This is a genomic window from Micromonospora sp. NPDC047753 (genome assembly GCF_040642735.1).
In the GTDB taxonomy this organism is placed as follows: domain Bacteria; phylum Actinomycetota; class Actinomycetes; order Mycobacteriales; family Micromonosporaceae; genus Micromonospora.
On record NZ_JBEYSL010000091.1, the window covers coordinates 1 to 16339 of the forward strand.

The 16339-nt window shown below is 70.3% G+C and carries 14 protein-coding genes; 8 read left to right on the forward strand and 6 right to left on the reverse strand.

Features of this window, described 5'->3' with window-relative positions:
- The first annotated feature begins 290 nt into the window (after positions 1-290).
- The 4 genes from ABZ749_RS10900 (at position 291) to ABZ749_RS10915 (ending at position 4154) form a co-directional block, all read left to right on the forward strand.
- The gene (locus ABZ749_RS10900) at positions 291-1751 is read left to right on the forward strand and encodes a protein kinase (protein ID WP_357225883.1); all 1461 of its coding nucleotides are present in this window, start codon (positions 291-293) and stop codon (positions 1749-1751) included.
- 50 nt (positions 1752-1801) lie between these two features.
- Positions 1802-3013 (forward strand): low temperature requirement protein A, encoded by a 1212-nt coding sequence (locus tag ABZ749_RS10905; protein WP_357225886.1) that lies wholly within the window; start codon positions 1802-1804, stop codon positions 3011-3013.
- A 77-nt stretch (positions 3014-3090) separates the two neighbouring features.
- Positions 3091-3825: a hypothetical protein gene (locus tag ABZ749_RS10910; protein WP_357225889.1), complete on the forward strand. Its 735-nt coding sequence runs from the start codon at positions 3091-3093 to the stop codon at positions 3823-3825.
- Positions 3822-4154 carry a transcriptional regulator gene (locus ABZ749_RS10915; protein WP_357225892.1) on the forward strand — a complete coding sequence of 111 codons (333 nt, stop codon included), beginning with the start codon at positions 3822-3824 and terminating at the stop codon, positions 4152-4154. The genes ABZ749_RS10910 and ABZ749_RS10915 overlap by 4 nt, the downstream gene beginning before the upstream one ends.
- Positions 4155-4214: 60 nt before the next feature.
- Here ABZ749_RS10915 and ABZ749_RS10920 read toward each other — a convergent pair whose 3' ends face one another.
- The 3 genes from ABZ749_RS10920 to ABZ749_RS10930 all read right to left on the reverse strand — a co-directional run bounded on the left by ABZ749_RS10920 (position 4215) and on the right by ABZ749_RS10930 (position 6015).
- The gene (locus ABZ749_RS10920) at positions 4215-4760 is read right to left on the reverse strand and encodes a hypothetical protein (protein WP_357225896.1); all 546 of its coding nucleotides are present in this window, start codon (positions 4758-4760) and stop codon (positions 4215-4217) included.
- On the reverse strand, positions 4757-5296 hold the full coding sequence (locus ABZ749_RS10925; protein ID WP_357225900.1) for an RNA polymerase sigma factor: 540 nt from the start codon (positions 5294-5296) through the stop codon (positions 4757-4759). The genes ABZ749_RS10920 and ABZ749_RS10925 overlap by 4 nt, the downstream gene beginning before the upstream one ends.
- A gap of 98 nt (positions 5297-5394) precedes the next feature.
- The gene (locus ABZ749_RS10930; protein WP_355007286.1) at positions 5395-6015 is read right to left on the reverse strand and encodes an L-threonylcarbamoyladenylate synthase; all 621 of its coding nucleotides are present in this window, start codon (positions 6013-6015) and stop codon (positions 5395-5397) included.
- A 144-nt stretch (positions 6016-6159) separates the two neighbouring features.
- On the opposite strand from ABZ749_RS10930, the gene dnaE reads away from it, so the two are divergent.
- The gene (gene dnaE, locus ABZ749_RS10935; protein ID WP_357225905.1) at positions 6160-9690 is read left to right on the forward strand and encodes a DNA polymerase III subunit alpha; all 3531 of its coding nucleotides are present in this window, start codon (positions 6160-6162) and stop codon (positions 9688-9690) included.
- A 43-nt stretch (positions 9691-9733) separates the two neighbouring features.
- Here the strand turns inward: dnaE and abc-f are convergent, their stop codons facing one another.
- Entirely contained in the window at positions 9734-11371 is a 1638-nt protein-coding gene (gene abc-f, locus ABZ749_RS10940; RefSeq protein ID WP_357206788.1) for a ribosomal protection-like ABC-F family protein, read from the reverse strand.
- A 304-nt stretch (positions 11372-11675) separates the two neighbouring features.
- On the opposite strand from abc-f, the gene ABZ749_RS10945 reads away from it, so the two are divergent.
- Both ABZ749_RS10945 and ABZ749_RS10950 read left to right on the forward strand, forming a co-directional pair.
- Complete coding sequence (locus ABZ749_RS10945; protein ID WP_357225926.1) at positions 11676-12038, forward strand: type II toxin-antitoxin system RelE/ParE family toxin; 363 nt, start codon at positions 11676-11678, stop codon at positions 12036-12038.
- Positions 12038-12352: a helix-turn-helix transcriptional regulator gene (locus tag ABZ749_RS10950; RefSeq protein ID WP_357225909.1), complete on the forward strand. Its 315-nt coding sequence runs from the start codon at positions 12038-12040 to the stop codon at positions 12350-12352. The genes ABZ749_RS10945 and ABZ749_RS10950 overlap by 1 nt, the downstream gene beginning before the upstream one ends.
- Before the next feature lie 119 nt (positions 12353-12471).
- On the opposite strand, the gene ABZ749_RS10955 is transcribed toward ABZ749_RS10950, so the two are convergent.
- Both ABZ749_RS10955 and ABZ749_RS10960 read right to left on the reverse strand, forming a co-directional pair.
- Positions 12472-13167, reverse strand: coding sequence for a response regulator (locus ABZ749_RS10955; RefSeq protein WP_357225914.1), 696 nt, complete (start codon positions 13165-13167; stop codon positions 12472-12474).
- On the reverse strand, positions 13164-14756 hold the full coding sequence (locus tag ABZ749_RS10960) for a sensor histidine kinase (protein ID WP_357225919.1): 1593 nt from the start codon (positions 14754-14756) through the stop codon (positions 13164-13166). Before ABZ749_RS10960 ends, ABZ749_RS10955 begins: the two co-directional genes overlap by 4 nt.
- A gap of 92 nt (positions 14757-14848) precedes the next feature.
- Between ABZ749_RS10960 and ABZ749_RS10965 the strand changes: the two genes are divergently transcribed.
- On the forward strand, positions 14849-16231 hold the full coding sequence (locus tag ABZ749_RS10965; protein WP_357225922.1) for a cation:dicarboxylase symporter family transporter: 1383 nt from the start codon (positions 14849-14851) through the stop codon (positions 16229-16231).
- The last annotated feature ends 108 nt before the right edge of the window (positions 16232-16339 follow it).

The window sequence follows — 16339 nt, forward strand, 5'->3', positions numbered from 1 at the left end:
GAATCCGACGCGACAACGGCTCCACCCGGCTGGTCATGCAGAACGGTCTGACGATGGACGGCAGCTGGAACACCACAAGTACCGGCCGCCGCCGGGCCGGCGACGGTCGCGGGGGCGAGCGTGCCGAGCGCCAACGCGGCGGTGGTGAGGAGGATCGAGGGACGGTTCATGGTGGCTCCTTCGGTGATGGGTCTCCTGCCCTCTTAGTCACCGCGCCAGCGCCAACGGTTCGTCAGATTCACGCTCGACCCGGTCTACCGTGCAGGGAAACGCCGGCCGGAGGTGACACGGTGACGGCTCCGCTGCGGATCGGGCCCTACGCCATCGAGCGGCTGCTCGGCGTCGGTTCGTTCGCGACGGTGTGGTTGGGCTACGACCGGGCGCTCGACACGCACGTGGCGATCAAGGTGCTGGCCGAGAACTGGAGCCATGACCTGCGGGTGCGGGAACGCTTCCTCGACGAGGCCCGGTTGCTGCGGCGGTTGGAGCACGAGCGACTGATCCGGGTGCACGCCGTCGGTGAGCTGCCCGACGGCCGCCCGTACGCGGTCCTGGCCTGGGCGGACGGGGGCAGCCTGCGCGACCGGCTTGCTGCCGGCGAGATCCCCGCGCCGACGGCGTTGCGGCTGCTCGGCGAGGTCTGCGCCGGGGTCGCCGTGCTGCACGGCCACGGCGTCGTGCACCGTGACCTCACCCCGGGCAACATCCTGTTCCGCTCCGCCGGCCCCGGTGGCGCGGAACAGGTGCTGATCGCCGACCTCGGCCTCGCCAAGGCGCTCGCCGCCGCCTCCGGGCTGACCGCCCGGGCCGGCACCCCGGGCTACATGGCCCCCGAGCAGGACGACCCGGGCGCGGTGGTCGACACCCGCGCCGACGTGTACGGGCTCGGCCGGCTCGGCATCCGCCTGCTGGCCGCCGACCCGTCGAGCGCGAACCCGACCAGGCCCGATCCGCCTCGGCGCTCCCCGGAGATCCGACTTCGGGACGACGTGCCTCCGGCGGTCGCGGCGGTGCTCGCCCGGGCCACCGCCCACCGCCCGGCCGACCGCTACCCCGACGCCTCGACCATGTACGCCGCGTTGACCCGCGCGAGCACCCCGGTGGGACGGCCGCTCGCGTCGAACGTCGCGAGCGGTCCAGCGGGGTCGGCCGCATCGTCCGGTTCGGCGCGGCGAGAGCCCTCACCTCGGCCGAGCCGCCCGTACCGGTTGCGGCTGGCCGGGGCCGCGATGGTGGCCGTCGCCGCGGTGGGTGCGGTGGGCGCCGAGCCGGGGGGCGCCGGGTCGGCTCGGCCGGTCGGCGGCACGTATACGACCGGGCCGCTGACCGTGGCGCTGCCGGCTGGCTGGTCCGCTGCGGGCGCCACCTGGGCCGGTCAGTACGGTGCTGACGGCGAACCCGAACCGGCTCTGGTGATGTCGCCGCAACCCCGCCGCTGGGCCGCCGACCCTCGCCTGCCTGGCGCGTTCGTGGGCCTCTCCGGCAGCACGGCGGCCCGCGCCACGCCCACCGGGTTCCTGGCCGAGCGCACGCACGGCGACTGCACGCCCGCGCCGGCCCGCGCCACCCGACAGGCCGGCGTCGAGTGGACCGTGGTGGCGTACCGCTGCGACCGGGGTCGGCCGCAGATCATCGAGTCGGCCGCCCTGCACCCCGGCCGACCCGCCCTGGTGTACGTGCAGATCGCCCCGCCCACGGAAAGCGGACCCGACTTCGTGGACACCCTGCTCGCCGGCGTACGCCTGCGGTAGGTGCGGCCGAACGCGCCCGGCGGCGGCCCTCCTGGTGTGAAGCTGTCACAGTGGCTCAGGAGCGCGAGCCGGTGAGCGGCGGCACGCGTCGGGCGCAGATCCGCACGTCGAACGGGTCACCGCGTACGGATCTGCTGGAACTGTTCTTCGACCTCGCCCTGGTCGCCGGTCTGGCGATGACCTCGAGGAAGATGGCCGCCGACCAGAGCTGGATCGGTATCGCCCAGGCGCTGCTCCTGCTGTCGACACTGTTCGCGGTGTGGGTGACCACCACGTTGATCACCGACAGCTACGGCCCCCGGAAGCAGCCGCTCCCACTGTTGATCCTGGGCACCATGTTCGGCCTGATGCTGATGGCCGCCGCGCTGCCGACGGCGTTCGGTGACCACGGGTTGGTCTTCAGCGGTACCTGGGTCGCGATCTTCCTGGTCCGAGGGCTGGTGCTCGCCTGGTCCCTGCGGGGGCGGCCGGAGCAGGAGCGTCCGGTACGCGCCCTGATCTGGGACGTCGGTTCGGGGACCCTCTGGGTGGTCGGCGGTCTGGTGGCCGATCCCGGCTGGCGGCTGGCGCTGTGGCTGGCCGCGCTGACCGTCGACTACACCGCGTACGGTCTGCGTTTTCCGCTTCCCGGTCGGGCGTCTCTGCCGCGCTATCAGGTGGTGCCCGAGCACCTCGCCGAGCGCTACCAGCAGATCTACATCCTGTCCCTGGGTGAGCTGATCCTGGTCAGCGTCCTCAGCCTGGGCCACCAACCCTTCACCACGGATCGGGTGGCAGCCTTCGGCACTGCGTTCCTCACGGCCGCGGTGCTCTGGTGGAGCTACGCCCGGGGAGCTGGCGCGACCCTCCGCGCCGCCATCGAGTCGTCGCCCCACCCGGCCCGGCTGGTGCAGACCAACCCGTACGCCCACTGGCTGATGATCGCCGGGGTGGTCGGTACGGCAGCCGGTGTCGAACGGATCATCGAGCAGCCCACCGAGCGGCCAGGCGCCCCGATGATCGCGCTCATCCTGGGCGGTGCCGGGCTGGTGCTGTGTGGTCGGGCGGTGCTCGAGTACGAGGTCTACGAGCGGTTGCCGTTGTCCCACGTCGTCGGTGTCGTCGTGACGATCGCTCTTGCCCCGGTCGCGCCGCACCTGCCCGGTCTGGCGGTGAGCGTCGCCGCCGGTCTGGTGCTGCTGGGGGTCGCCGCCATCGAGTACCTCCGGCCCCGGTACCGAGCGAAACGGAAACCTGGCCGCTCGAGGCGCGGCCGTGCCTGATCTCCCGTCGCGGTACGGACCGCGAAATGCGGCCAGACTCTCTTGCGCGGATAGGTCTGTAATGCAAAGCTGACTGCATGACACACGAATCCGCTTCCCAGGCGGACGGGCCTCACGAGCTGTTGGCGACCGTGCGCGACCTGACACGTCAGGTCCGTGTCGCCCAGCGCGGCACCTGGTTTCCACTGCTGGTCTTCGCGGTGATCACCCTGGTCGCGATACCCGTCTACCGGTACGCCCCCTACCTCGACCTGTTCGACACCTGCCGATCCCGCCCGCAGCACACGGTCTGCATGGCTCCCAACCCCGCGCAGCTCGGGTACTGGACGGTCGCGCTGGTGCTCGCCTACGCGGGGATCGCAGGCTTCTACCTCAGGCAGTCCCGACGGCGTGGCGTGGGCACCCCGATCCGCCCCTACGTCGTCGTCGGTGTCGCGTTGGCCGTTCTGATGGCAGCCGTGTCGATCTGGCTGACGTTCCACCCGCTCATCCCCGTCCCCGCCGACCCCTTCTCCACCGACCCGGTCGAGATCGAGGTCGGGCCGGCGGCGTGGCTCATCAACGGGCTGGCCAGTCCCATAGCGGTCATCGCGCTGGCGCTGCTGGTGCTCGCGTGGGTCGAACGCAACTGGGCGCTGCTGGCGTACAGCCTCGTCTACCTGGCGATCGTGATGGTGCAGGGCGGCCAGGTCATCCACTCGACGTCACCGTGGTTCTTCCTGCCGTACCTGCTCGTCCCGGCGGCGCTGCTGCTGCTCGGCAGTGCCGCCTTCGCCCTGATCCGGCCGACCACCGAGGTTCCGGGGCGATGACCGACCATCCCACCAACGGCCTCGACGACGTGGTCCACCAGCGCGTCCGATTGGGCATCCTGGCCATCGCGCACCAGGCCCGCCAGGTCGAGTTCGGCTTCCTGCGCACCACCCTGCAGTTGACCGCGGGCAACCTCGGGCAGCACCTGACCGTCCTGGAGAAGGCCGAGCTGATTGAGATCGAGAAGGGCTACGAGGGCAAGCGCCCACGCACCTGGGTGACTCTCACCGCTGCTGGTCAGGCAGCCCTGCGCGATGAGATCGCCCACCTCAAGCAACTCATCCATCAGGTCGAACAAGCGCAGACGGCGCCGACCGCCGACCGGTGACCGGCGGGCAGCCGGCGTGCGCCGTCTAACGAACGAGATTCATGACCCGGGAGACAGGACCTAGCGGACCACCACGGTGACGGTGTGCTCCCGGCCGTCCTTGGGGATCGTCACGGCAACCGTGCCGGGGCGGACGAAGCGGACGTCCACCACGCCCGCCTCGTACTGCACGGAGACCAACTCCGGGCGGTCCACGGTGACCAGCCCCGGCCCGATGCCCTGGATGCGCAGCACCGCACCGGTGGCGAAGCAGAGCGATTCCAGCAGCTCGATCTCGGTGTCGGCGAGCGGCAGGTCATAGCGGACCGCGCCCTGACAGGCCGGCGTCGCGTCGGCCGGCGGGGGAGTCGTTCGGGGCGTACCCCTGGGCCTGGTGGGTGCGGGCGGTGGCGCGGCCGGCCGCGCGCTGGTCAACGTCGGTCGCGACGGCGACCCGGTGGGCGCGAGGCTCGCGGAGATCGTGGAGATCGCGGAGGGGGACGGTGTCGAACGGGTCGGGCCGGGCGGTTGGACGGGCAGGGGCGAGACGGCGTCGGCGCCGCACGCGGCAACCCCCACGGCGGCCGCGAGGACGACGACGAACCGGCCGAACGGCGCGCGGCTCATTCCGCGCCGAGCCGTTGCCGGACCTGGTGGCGGGCCAGGTGCAACCGGGACTTCACAGTGCCCACCGGCACGTCGAGCAGTTCGGCGATCTCGGGATAGCTCAGCCCGAGAACGTCGCGCAGGGCCACCACCTCGGCGAGGTCGGGGCGGACGGCGTCGAAGGCGTCGAGCAGGTCGAGGCGGGTCCCGGCGACCACGCTCGTCCGTCGGGGGTCGGGCCGGTCGGGCAGCGGCACGCCGCCGGCCTCCAACCGCCAGCGGCGGCGCAGTGTGCGGTACGTCGAGCGAGCCCGGTTGGCGGCGAGCCGGTGCAGCCAGGTACGGAACGAGGAGCGTGCCTCGAACCGGGTGATGCCGTTGGCCAGGGCCAGGAGGGTGTCCTGGCAGGCTTCCTCGGCGTCCTCCCGGTTGGGCAGGAACCGGGCGCACAGCCGCAGCACCTCGGGGCGTACCGCGAGCAGCAGGGCGTCCAGGGCGGCCGGGTCGCCGTGCGCGGCGGACCGGGCCAGGACGTCGATGTCGTCCGCGTCGGGCATGCCGGGTGTCCAATGCTCGCCGGTGCCGATCCCCGAGCGTACGACCGGTGACGCCGCAGCGGCCCCGTAGCGTCCGGCACCCGACGCGAACCGGCGCCCTACTCGAAGCGGGACACGTCCCCGGCTCCCCGGCGCAGGACCTCCGGCTCGGGCCCGGACAGGTCGATCACGCTCGTCGGCTCGCTGCCGCAGTCGCCCGCGTCGAGCACCGCGTCGAGCTGGTGGTCGAGCCGTTCCTTGATTTCCCAGCCCTGGGTCATCGGCTCGTCGTCGCCGGGCAGGACCAGGGTGCTGGACACCAGCGGTTCGGCCAACTCGGCCAGCAGCGCCTGGGTGACGGTGTGCCGGGGGACCCGCACGCCAACGGTCCGCTTCTTCGGGTGCAGCATCCGGCGGGGCACCTCACGGGTGGCCGGCAGGATGAAGGTGTAGCTGCCCGGGGTGGACGCCTTCACCAGGCGGAAGACCGCGTTGCTGATCTGGACGAACTGACCGAGCTGCGCGAAGTCGTGGCAGACCAGCGTGAAGTGGTGCCGGTCGTCGAGGTGCCGGATCTGCCGGATCCGGTCCAGCCCGTCCTGGTTGCCCAGTTGGGTGCCGAGCGCGTAGCAGGAGTCCGTCGGATAGGCGACCAGCCCACCACCGCGGATCAGGTCGGCGACCTGGCCGATGACCCGGGGCTGCGGGTTCTCCGGGTGCACGTCGTAGTACCTCGCCATCCTCCGAGACTAGGCGCACGCGGGGAGGATCAGGAGACGAGGGCCACCCTCGGCGCGGACGGTGGAGCCTCCGAGATCACCTCGGTAGGGTAGGTCCCGGTCGGCTCCGACCAACAAGATCCACACCGCCGGGGGGCGCCACGCATGGCTGATTCGTTCGCGCATCTGCACGTGCACACCGAGTACTCGATGCTCGACGGAGCGGCCCGACTGAAGGACCTGTTCGCCGAGGCCAAGCGGCTGGGCATGTCCGCTGTGGCGATCACCGACCACGGCAACATGCACGGCGCGAACGACTTCTACAACCAGGCGATGGCCGCCGGGGTGACCCCGATCCTGGGCGTCGAGGCGTACGTGGCGCCGGAGTCGCGCTACCACAAGGCGCGGGTCAAGTGGGGTCGCCCGGAGCAGAAGAGCGACGACATCTCCGGTAACGGCGCGATCACCCACAAGACCATGTGGGCGAAGAACGCGCAGGGCCTGAAGAACCTCTTCACCCTCAACTCGCGCGCCTCGATGGAGGGGCACTACGTCAAGTGGCCCCGGATGGACATGGAGCTGATCGCCGAGCACGCCGAGGGGATCATGGCCACCACCGGCTGCCCGTCCGGCGCGGTGCAGACCCGCCTGCGGCTGGGCCAGTTCGACGAGGCACTCAAGGTCGCCGCCAGCTACCAGGACATCTTCGGCAAGGACAACTACTTCCTGGAGATCATGGATCACGGCCTCTCCATCGAGAGCCGGGTCCGTGAAGGGCTCACCGAGATCGCCCGCAAGCTGGACATCCCGCCGGTGGTCACGAACGACTCCCACTACACCCACGAGGCGCAGGCCACCGCCCACGACGTGCTGCTCTGCGTGCAGACCGGCAGCAACATCGACGACCCCAACCGGTTCCGGTTCGAGGGTGGCGGCTACTTCATCAAGAGCGCCGACCAGATGCGCGCTGTGGACTCGTCCGAGCTGTGGCAGGAGGGCTGCCGCAACACCCTGCTGGTCGCCGAGAAGGTCGACCCGAAGGGCATGTTCGAGTTCCACAACCTGATGCCGCGCTTCCCGGTGCCCGAGGGGGAGACCGAGGAGTCCTGGTTCCGCAAGGAGACCTTCGCCGGCCTGGGCCGCCGCTACCCGAACGGCATCCCCGAGGGGCACGTCGTCCAGGCGGAGTACGAGCTGGGCGTCATCAACCAGATGGGCTTCCCGTCCTACTTCCTGGTGGTCGCCGACTTCATCCAGTGGGCGAAGAACCAGGGCATCGCCGTGGGGCCGGGTCGTGGCTCGGCCGCCGGGTCGCTCGTCGCGTACGCGCTGGGCATCACCGACCTGGACCCGATCCAGCACGGCCTGATCTTCGAGCGGTTCCTCAACCCCGAGCGGGTCTCGATGCCGGATGTCGACATCGACTTCGACGAGCGTCGGCGCGGTGAGGTGATCAAGTACGTCACCGACAAGTGGGGCGAGGACAAGGTCGCCCAGATCGCCACCTTCGGCACGATCAAGGCGAAGGCCGCGATCAAGGACTCGGCTCGGGTCCTCGGTTTTCCGTACGCGGTCGGCGACCGGATCACCAAGGCGATGCCACCGGCGGTGATGGGCAAGGACATCCCGCTCACCGGCATCTTCGACAACAAGCACCCCCGCTACGCCGAGGCGGGCGAGATCCGCGGCCTGTACGACTCCGACCCGGACGTCCGCAAGGTGATCGACACGGCCAAGGGCATCGAGGGGCTGATCCGGCAGACCGGCGTGCACGCCGCCGGCGTCATCATGTCCGCCGAGCCGATCATCGAGCACATCCCGTTGACGCGCCGCGACGCCGACGGGGCGATCATCACGCAGTTCGACTACCCGACCTGCGAGTCGCTCGGGCTGCTGAAGATGGACTTCCTCGGCCTGCGCAACCTGACGATCATCGACGACGCGGTCAAGAACATCGAGCTGAACCACGGCCGCAAGCTCGACCTGCTGGGCCTGCCGCTGGACGACAAGGCCGCGTACGAACTGCTGGCCCGCGGCGACACCCTGGGCGTGTTCCAGCTCGACGGCGGGCCGATGCGGTCACTGCTGCGGTTGATGAAGCCGGACAACTTCGAGGACATCTCCGCCGTCCTGGCCCTGTACCGACCCGGCCCGATGGGCGTCGACTCGCACACCAACTACGCGCTGCGCAAGAACGGCCTCCAGGAGATCACGCCGATCCACCCGGAGCTGGAGGAGCCGCTGCGGGAGATCCTGGCGCCCACCCACGGCCTGATCGTCTACCAGGAGCAGGTGCAGCGCGCCGCGCAGATCCTCGCCGGCTACACCCTCGGTCAGGCGGACCTGCTGCGCCGGGCCATGGGTAAGAAGAAAAAGGAGATCCTCGACAAGGAGTTCATCCCGTTCCGGGACGGCTGCCGCGAGCGCGGCTACTCCGACGAGGCGATCCAGGCGGTGTGGGACGTCCTGGTGCCGTTCGCCGGGTACGCCTTCAACAAGGCGCACTCCGCCGCGTACGGCCTGGTCTCCTACTGGACCGCGTACCTCAAGGCGCACTACCCGGCCGAGTACATGGCCGGGTTGCTGACCAGCGTCGGCGACGACAAGGACAAGATGGCGCTCTACCTGGCCGAGTGTCGCCGGATGCGCATCCAGGTGCTGCCGCCGGACGTGAACACCTCGGCCGGGCCGTTCACCCCGGTCGGCAAGGACATCCGCTTCGGCCTGGCCGCCGTCCGCAACGTCGGGGCGAACGTGGTCGCCTCGATCATGCGCTGCCGGGAAGAGAAGGGCGAATACGCCGACTTCTACGACTTCCTGTCCAAGGTGGACGCGGTGGTCTGCAACAAGAAGACGATCGAATCGCTGATCAAGGCGGGTGCGTTCGACTCCCTCGACCATCCCCGCAAGGGCCTGCTCGCGGTGCACGCCGACGCGATCGACGCGTACGCCGACGTCAAGCGCAAGGAGGCCGTCGGCCAGTACGACCTGTTCGGCGCCGGGTTCGGTGACGCCGACACCGGCAGCACCACTGTGATGCCGACCATCGGCGACAGCGAGTGGGACAAGCGCGACAAGCTGGCCTTCGAGCGGGAGATGCTCGGCCTGTACGTCTCCGACCACCCACTGTTCGGTCTGGAGCACATCCTCAACGCGGCAGCCGACACCACAATCGCCTCCCTGGCCGAGGAGGGCGGGGTGCCCGACGGGGCGGTCGTCACCCTCGCCGGCATCCTCTCCGGGGTGCAGCGCCGGGTCACCAAGCAGGGTCGTGCCTGGGCGTCGGCCACCCTGGAGGACCTGGCCGGTGGGGTGGAGGCGCTGTTCTTCCCCAACACCTACGAGGTGATCGGGCAGTACATCGCCGAGGATGCCATCGTGGTGGTCAAGGGTCGGGTGGACCGCCGCGACGACACCCCACGGATCATGGCGATGGACATGTCCATGCCGGACGTCAGCACCAGCGCCACGAACAAGCCGGTCACCCTCACCATCCCGGTGCACCGCTGCACACCTCCGCTGGTGGAGAAGCTCAAGGAAACCCTGGTGCTGCACCCCGGCGACACCGAGGTGCACGTCAAACTCCAGAACGGCGGGCGCACCACCACCCTGCGGCTGGGTCCGTTCCGGGTGGCGGCGACGACCGCGCTGATGGGTGACCTGAAGAGCGTCCTCGGCCCGGCCAACGTGAGCTGAGCCGCATCGGTCCGGCCGGCCTGCGCCGGCCGGACCGCCGGGCTCAGACCCGTTCGGGGGCGCTGATCTCCCGCAGTTGGCCGTCGGCCAACCGCAACCAACGCTGCACGCCGATCTCGGCGAGGAACCGTTCGTCGTGGCTGACCACCACGAACGCCCCCTGGTACGCCGACAGCGCGCTCTCCAGCTGACCCACGCTGACCAGGTCCAGGTTGTTTGTCGGCTCGTCGAGCAGCAGCAGTTGCGGCGCCGGCTCGGCGCAGAGCACACAGGCGAGGGTGGCGCGCAGCCGTTCACCGCCGGAGAGCACCCCGACCGGCAGGTTGACCCGGGCGCCCCGGAACAGGAACCGGGCGAGCAGGTTCATCCGCTTGGCGTCCGGCAGGCTCGGCGCGTACGCGGCGAAGTTCTCCGCCACCGTGCGGTCGAGGTCCAGCAGGTCCAGCCGCTGCGACAGGTACGCGATCCGTCCCTCGCCGCGCTTGAGCTCACCGCCGGACGGTTGCAGGTCACCGTTGACCAGGCGCAGCAGGGTCGATTTGCCGACGCCGTTCGCCCCGGTCAGCGCGATCCGTTCCGGCCCCCGGATCACCAGGTCGGCGCCGTCGCCGCCGAACAACTCCCGGTCGTCGAAGTGGGCCCGCATCCCCTGGCCGGAGAAGACGGTGCGCCCGCCCGGGACTGTGGTGTCCGGCAGGTCCACGACGATCCGGTCCTCGTCGCGTACCGCCCGGCCCGCCTCGTCGAGTCGGGCCTTGGCCTGACCGAGTCGGGACGAGTGCGTCTCCTGCGCCTTGCCCGCCGACTCCTGTGCGCTGCGCTTGAGCCCACCGGCGACGATCCGGGCCAGGCCGGCGTTCTTCAGGTTCTTCGAGGCGTTGCTGGCCCGCCGGTCGGCCCGTTCGCGGGCCTGCTGCATCTCCCGCTTCTCCCGCTTCACCTCCTGCTCGGCGTTGCGCAGGTTGCTCTCGGCCACCTCCCGCGCCGCCTGCACCGCCTCCGTGTACGCGGTGAAGTTGCCCCCGTACCAACGGATCTCGCCCTGGTCCAGCTCGGCGATGCGGTCCATCCGGTCCAGCAGTTCCCGGTCGTGGCTGACCAGCAGCAGGCACCCGGACCACTCGGTGAGGACGTCGTAGAGCTTGTGCCGGGCCTCCAGGTCCAGGTTGTTCGTCGGCTCGTCGAGCAGCAGCACGTCCGGGCGGCGCAGCAGTTGCGCCGCCAGACCGAGGGAGACCACCTGGCCGCCGCTGAGGGTGTGCAGCCGGCGGTCGAGCGACAGCTCACCCAGGCCGAGGCGGTCCAGCTCCGAGCGGGTGCGCTCCTCGATGTCCCAGTCGTCGCCGATGGTGGCGAAGTGCTCCTCGGCGGCGTCGCCGGCCTCGATGGCGTGCAGCGCGGCGATCCGCTCGGCGACGCCCAGCACCTGCGCCACGCTCAGGTCGCCGACCAGCGGCAACGTCTGCGGGAGGTAGCCGAGCACACCGTCGACGGTGACGCTGCCGCCGCTGGGCGGCAACTCCCCGGCGATCAGCCGCAGCAGGGTGCTCTTTCCGGCGCCGTTGGGCGCGACCAGGCCGGTACGACCGCCCGGGACGGTGAAGGACAGCTCCGAGAAGACCGGGGTGTCATCCGGCCAGGAGAAGGAAAGGTTCGAGCAGACGATGAACGCATCAGACATGCGAGTGACCTCAAAGGGTGGGGTGGGCGCGCTTCAGCCGCCCGACGACAACGGGAACCGGTGGAACGACGACATGACCCCGGCGGCTGCGCCGAACGCGCCGAACCGATGGCCGAACACATCCGGTCTCACCCGGAGATGTCGTCGTCACCCGCCATGTCTGGTCTCCCTGGTCGTGTCACTAGCCCAACTCCGCCGAGTCTAACAACGGATCTTCAGTGCGCCACCGCAATAGAGTGCAGCGCTCCGTGTTTAGGCCAGACTATAGTTAGTCCATGTCTCATGAGCGCCACGTCGCTGGGCGATCAAGACGACAACGGATGTCCGCGACTGGTTGCGGTCCCTGCGAGAAGCCGACCCGGCAACGTACCGGTCCGTCAACGTAGCGATCGACATGCTTGCGGACACCGGTCCGGGCCTGGGGCGTCCGCTGGTCGACACTCTCAGGGGTTCGACCATCAGCAACCTCAAGGAGCTTCGACCGCGATCCGGAAGAGACGTCGCCGTTCGCGTGCTGTTCGTCTTCGATCCATGGTCCCAGGCCGTGCTGCTGGTGGCCGGCAATAAGGCAGGGGATTGGGGTCGGTGGTACGGCAAGGCGATTCCAGCGGCTGAGATTGCGTATGAGGGCTGGCTTGCCTTCGAGAGGAAACGGAGGGAGGGCTGATGGGCGACTTCCATGACTGGAACGACATCCGGGCTGAGCTGCATGACGGGGACGATGAAGCGCTCGACGCCGAGCGTGCTCGTACCGAGGCGTGGATCAGCGCGTTTCACCTTGCCGAGGAGCGGAAGCGGTTGGGCCTGACCCAGCGGCAGGTGGCCGACCTGATGGGTGTCACGCCCGGCCGGGTCAGCCAGATCGAGAATGGTGACCTGGAGGCCAACGAGGTCGCGACGCTGAGCCGATACGCCCGAGCACTCGGCGCCCGGATGCGGATCATCTTCGACTACGGCGACGACCTTCGTCAGATCGCCTGACCTGCGCGGCACTGTTCCAGGGCGGCCCTCTTTCGACCGTCGATCTTGCACTTACTGTTGCCGAAATGTCGCTGTTGCGGTCAATGGTCCCGACAGAAAGTGCAAGATCGACGGATTGCTCAACGGGGTCGGTACTCGACCTCGGGGCGGCCGGGGGTGCCGTAGCGGGGGGTGCGGGCGGCCCGGTCCACCGTGACCAGGTACTCCAGATAGCGGCGGGCCGTTACCCGGGAGATGCCGGTCAGCGCGCTCACCTCGGTCGCGGACAGCCCGACCTCCGCGCGGGTGCCGTCGGTGAGCGCGGCGCGTACCCGATCGAGGGTCTGCGCGTCGAGCCCCTTGGGCAGGCTGTGCCCGGCGGTGCCGCGCAGGGTGGCGAACATCTGGTCCACCTCGTGCTGGGCGGCGACCTCGCCGTCGGCGAGCGCCTGGGCGCGGTAGTCGGCGTACCGCTCCAGCTTGTCGCGGAACGCGGCGAACGTGAACGGCTTGAGCAGGTAGTGGGTCACACCGAGGGACACCGCGGTGCGCACCACCGCCAGGTCCCGCGCGGACGTCACCGCGAGCACGTCGACGCTGCTGCCGGCCGCCCGCAGCGCCCGGCAGACGTCCAGGCCGTGCAGGTCGGGCAGCCGAAAATCCAGGAGTACGAGGTCCACGTCGCCGCCGCCGCCCGCGCGCAGGGCCGCCATCGCCGCCCGCGCGGTGTGCGCCACCCCGACCACCACGAAACCGGGAACCCGTTCGGTGTACGCGCTGTGCGCCTCCGCCAGCAGCGGCTCGTCCTCGACGACCAGTACCCGGATGGCGCTCATGACCGCCCTATCCTGCCCGGCAGCCGAACGGTGAACAGGCTGCCGCCGTCGTCGGAGCGACCCACCTCGGCGCTACCGCCGTGCCGGCGTACCACCTGGCCGACCAGCGCCAGGCCGAGACCCCGGCCGGTGCTCTTGGTGGACCAGCCGCGCCGGAACGCGTCGGCGACCCGCTCAGGTGCCAGGCCGGGGCCGCTGTCGGCTACCCGGACCACCAGCTCGTCGTCGGTCGCGCCGACGAAGACCCGCACCCGGCGCGGCGCCGGGGTTCCGGCCACCGCCTCCAGGGCGTTGTCGACCAGGTTGCCGACAACGGTGAGGAGATCTCCGGTCGGCAGCGGGCTGTCGTCGAGGCGGCAGTCCGGTTCGATGACCAGATCCACTCCGCGCTCGCCGGCCTGTGCGGACTTGCCGAGCAACAGCGCCGCCAACGCCGGCTCGGTCACCGCGCCGACCACCCGGTCGGTCAACTGTTGGGCGAGGGCCAGGTCCCGGGTGCCGAGCCGGACGGCCTCGTCGGCGCGACCCAGCTCCACCAGCGTCAGCACGGTGTGCAGCCGGTTGGCCGACTCGTGGGTCTGCGCCTGCAACGCCTCGGTCAGCGCGCGCACCGAATCCAGCTCGCTGGCCAGGGTGCGCAGCTCGGTCTGGTCGCGCAGGGTCAGCACGGTGCCGAGCACCGCGCCCTCGAAGCGGGTGGTCCGCTGGTTGGCGACGAGCACCCGGTCACCGGCGACGATCGGCTCGTCGCGGGCGTCGCGGCCGGAGTCGAGCAGCTCGGCCGCCGCGGGCGGCAGGTCGATCCCGGCCACCGGCTGGTCGATGACTGGCGCGTCCGCGTCGAGCCCCAGCAGCCGGCGGCCCTCGTCGTTGACGAGCGCCACCCGACGATCGGTGGTGAGCACGACGAGACCTTCCCGCACCGAGTGCAGAACGGCGTCGTAGTACTCGTACATCCGCGTCATCTGGGCCGGCCCCAGACCGTGCGTCTGGCGGCGGAGCCGGCGGCTGAGCAGCCAGGAGCCCGTCGCGGCGAGGGCCAGAGCCGGCGCGACCACACCGAACAGCACCGGCAACTGGCCGAGCAGCTTCTTGTCGATGGCGCGGGTGGTGATGCCCACCGAGACCAGACCGACGAGGCGTCGCTGCTCGTCGTACACCGGAACGACCGCGCGCACCGACTCGCCGAGCGTCCCGACGTTGGTGGTGGTGAACGGGCGGCCCGCCAGAGCGGGCCCGATCTCGCCGACGAACGGCTCGCCGATCCGGTCCTTGGTCGGGTGCGAGAAACGGGTGCGGTCGGGGGCCATCACCACCACGAAGTCGGTGCCCGTGGCCTTCCTTGTCGATTCGGCGTACGGCTGGAGGACCTTCGCGGGGTCGACGGTCGTGAGGGCCTCGCGGACGTCGGGGGAGCCGGCCACGGTCTGCGCCACCGCGAGCACCTCCTCCTGCGCGGCCTGGCGGGAGTCGCTGCGGGCCAGCCAGACGGCGCCCGCCGCGCCGGCCAGCACGAGCAGCGTCACCACCATCGCCTGGAGGGCGAAGAGTTGCCCGGCGATGCTCCACTGGCGTCGGGCCACCTCCACCACCCTCCTCGTCGCGCCACCGGTTCCGCCGACGCGGTGAACAGAATGACCGCAAGGCTGTCAACGGGTGAGACGCGCTTCACATTGTCGACATGGACACCACCGCATCCGCCACCACCCCGGCACCGGCGGTCCGCCGGGACCGAACCCGTTACCTGTATCTGGCCGTCATCGTGGCCGTGGTCGCCGGCATCGTGGTCGGCCTGGTCGCCCCCGATTTCGGCAAGGAACTCAAGCCGATCGGCACCGGCTTCGTCAACCTGATCAAGATGATGATCAGCCCGGTCATCTTCTGCACCATCGTGCTCGGCGTCGGCTCCGTACGGCAGGCCGCGAAGGTCGGCAAGGTCGGCGGCCTGGCCCTCGGCTACTTCCTGACCATGTCGACGGTCGCGCTCGCCATCGGCCTGGTCGTCGGCAACGTCATCCACCCCGGTTCGGGCCTGAACCTCGGCCCGGACCTGGTCGGCTCCGGCAAGGCCGCCGCCGGTGACGAGGCCGCCGGTACGGCCGACTTCCTGCTCGGGATCATCCCGACGACGCTGCTCTCCTCGCTCACCGAGGGCAAGGTGCTCCAGACGCTGCTGGTCGCCCTGCTGGTCGGCTTCGCCGTGCAGGCCATGGGCCGGCGGGGTGAGCCGGTGCTCAGCGCCATCACCGTCATCCAGCGGGTCGTCTTCAAGGTCCTTGCCATGATCATGTGGCTGGCGCCGATCGGCGCGTTCGGCGCGATGGCCGCCGTGGTCGGCGCGACCGGCGTGGACGCCCTCAAGAGCCTCGCCCAGATCATGGTGGGCTTCTACGCCACCTGTCTGATCTTCGTGCTGGTGTTCCTGGGCGCGCTGCTGTGGTTCGTGGCCCGGATCTCGATCTTCTCGCTGCTGCGTTACCTGGGCCGGGAGTTCCTGCTGATTTTGTCGACCTCGTCGTCGGAGTCGGCGTTGCCGCGGCTGATCGCCAAGATGGAGCACTTCGGTGTGAGCAAGCCGGTCGTCGGCATCACGGTGCCGACCGGCTACTCGTTCAACCTGGACGGTACGGCGATCTACCTGACCATGGCGTCGCTGTTCATCGCCGACGCGCTGGGCAAGCCGTTGGCCATCGGCGAGCAGATCTCGCTGCTGCTGTTCATGATCATCGCGTCGAAGGGTGCCGCCGGTGTCACCGGCGCCGGGCTGGCCACCCTCGCTGGCGGCCTCCAGTCGCACCGCCCGGACCTCGTCGACGGGGTCGGGCTGATCGTCGGCATCGACCGGTTCATGTCGGAGGCTCGGGCGCTGACCAACTTCGCCGGCAACGCGGTGGCGACGGTACTGGTGGGAACCTGGACCGGCGAGTTCGACCGGGAGCGGGCGACCGCGGTGCTGAGCGGCAACGACCCGTTCGACGAGGCCACCATGGTCGACGAGCACGACGACGAGGCGGCGTCCCGCCCCGACGAGAAGGAGACCACGCCCGCCGGAGCCCCGGTCTGATCCATGGCGTGGACCCGGGGTCGCGGCGGCGCAGGGCCCCGAGCAGTACGACCCGCTCGCCGAGCGCGGCCTGGGCAACCACCCGCAGGCGTACAGCCACCTCGGTCT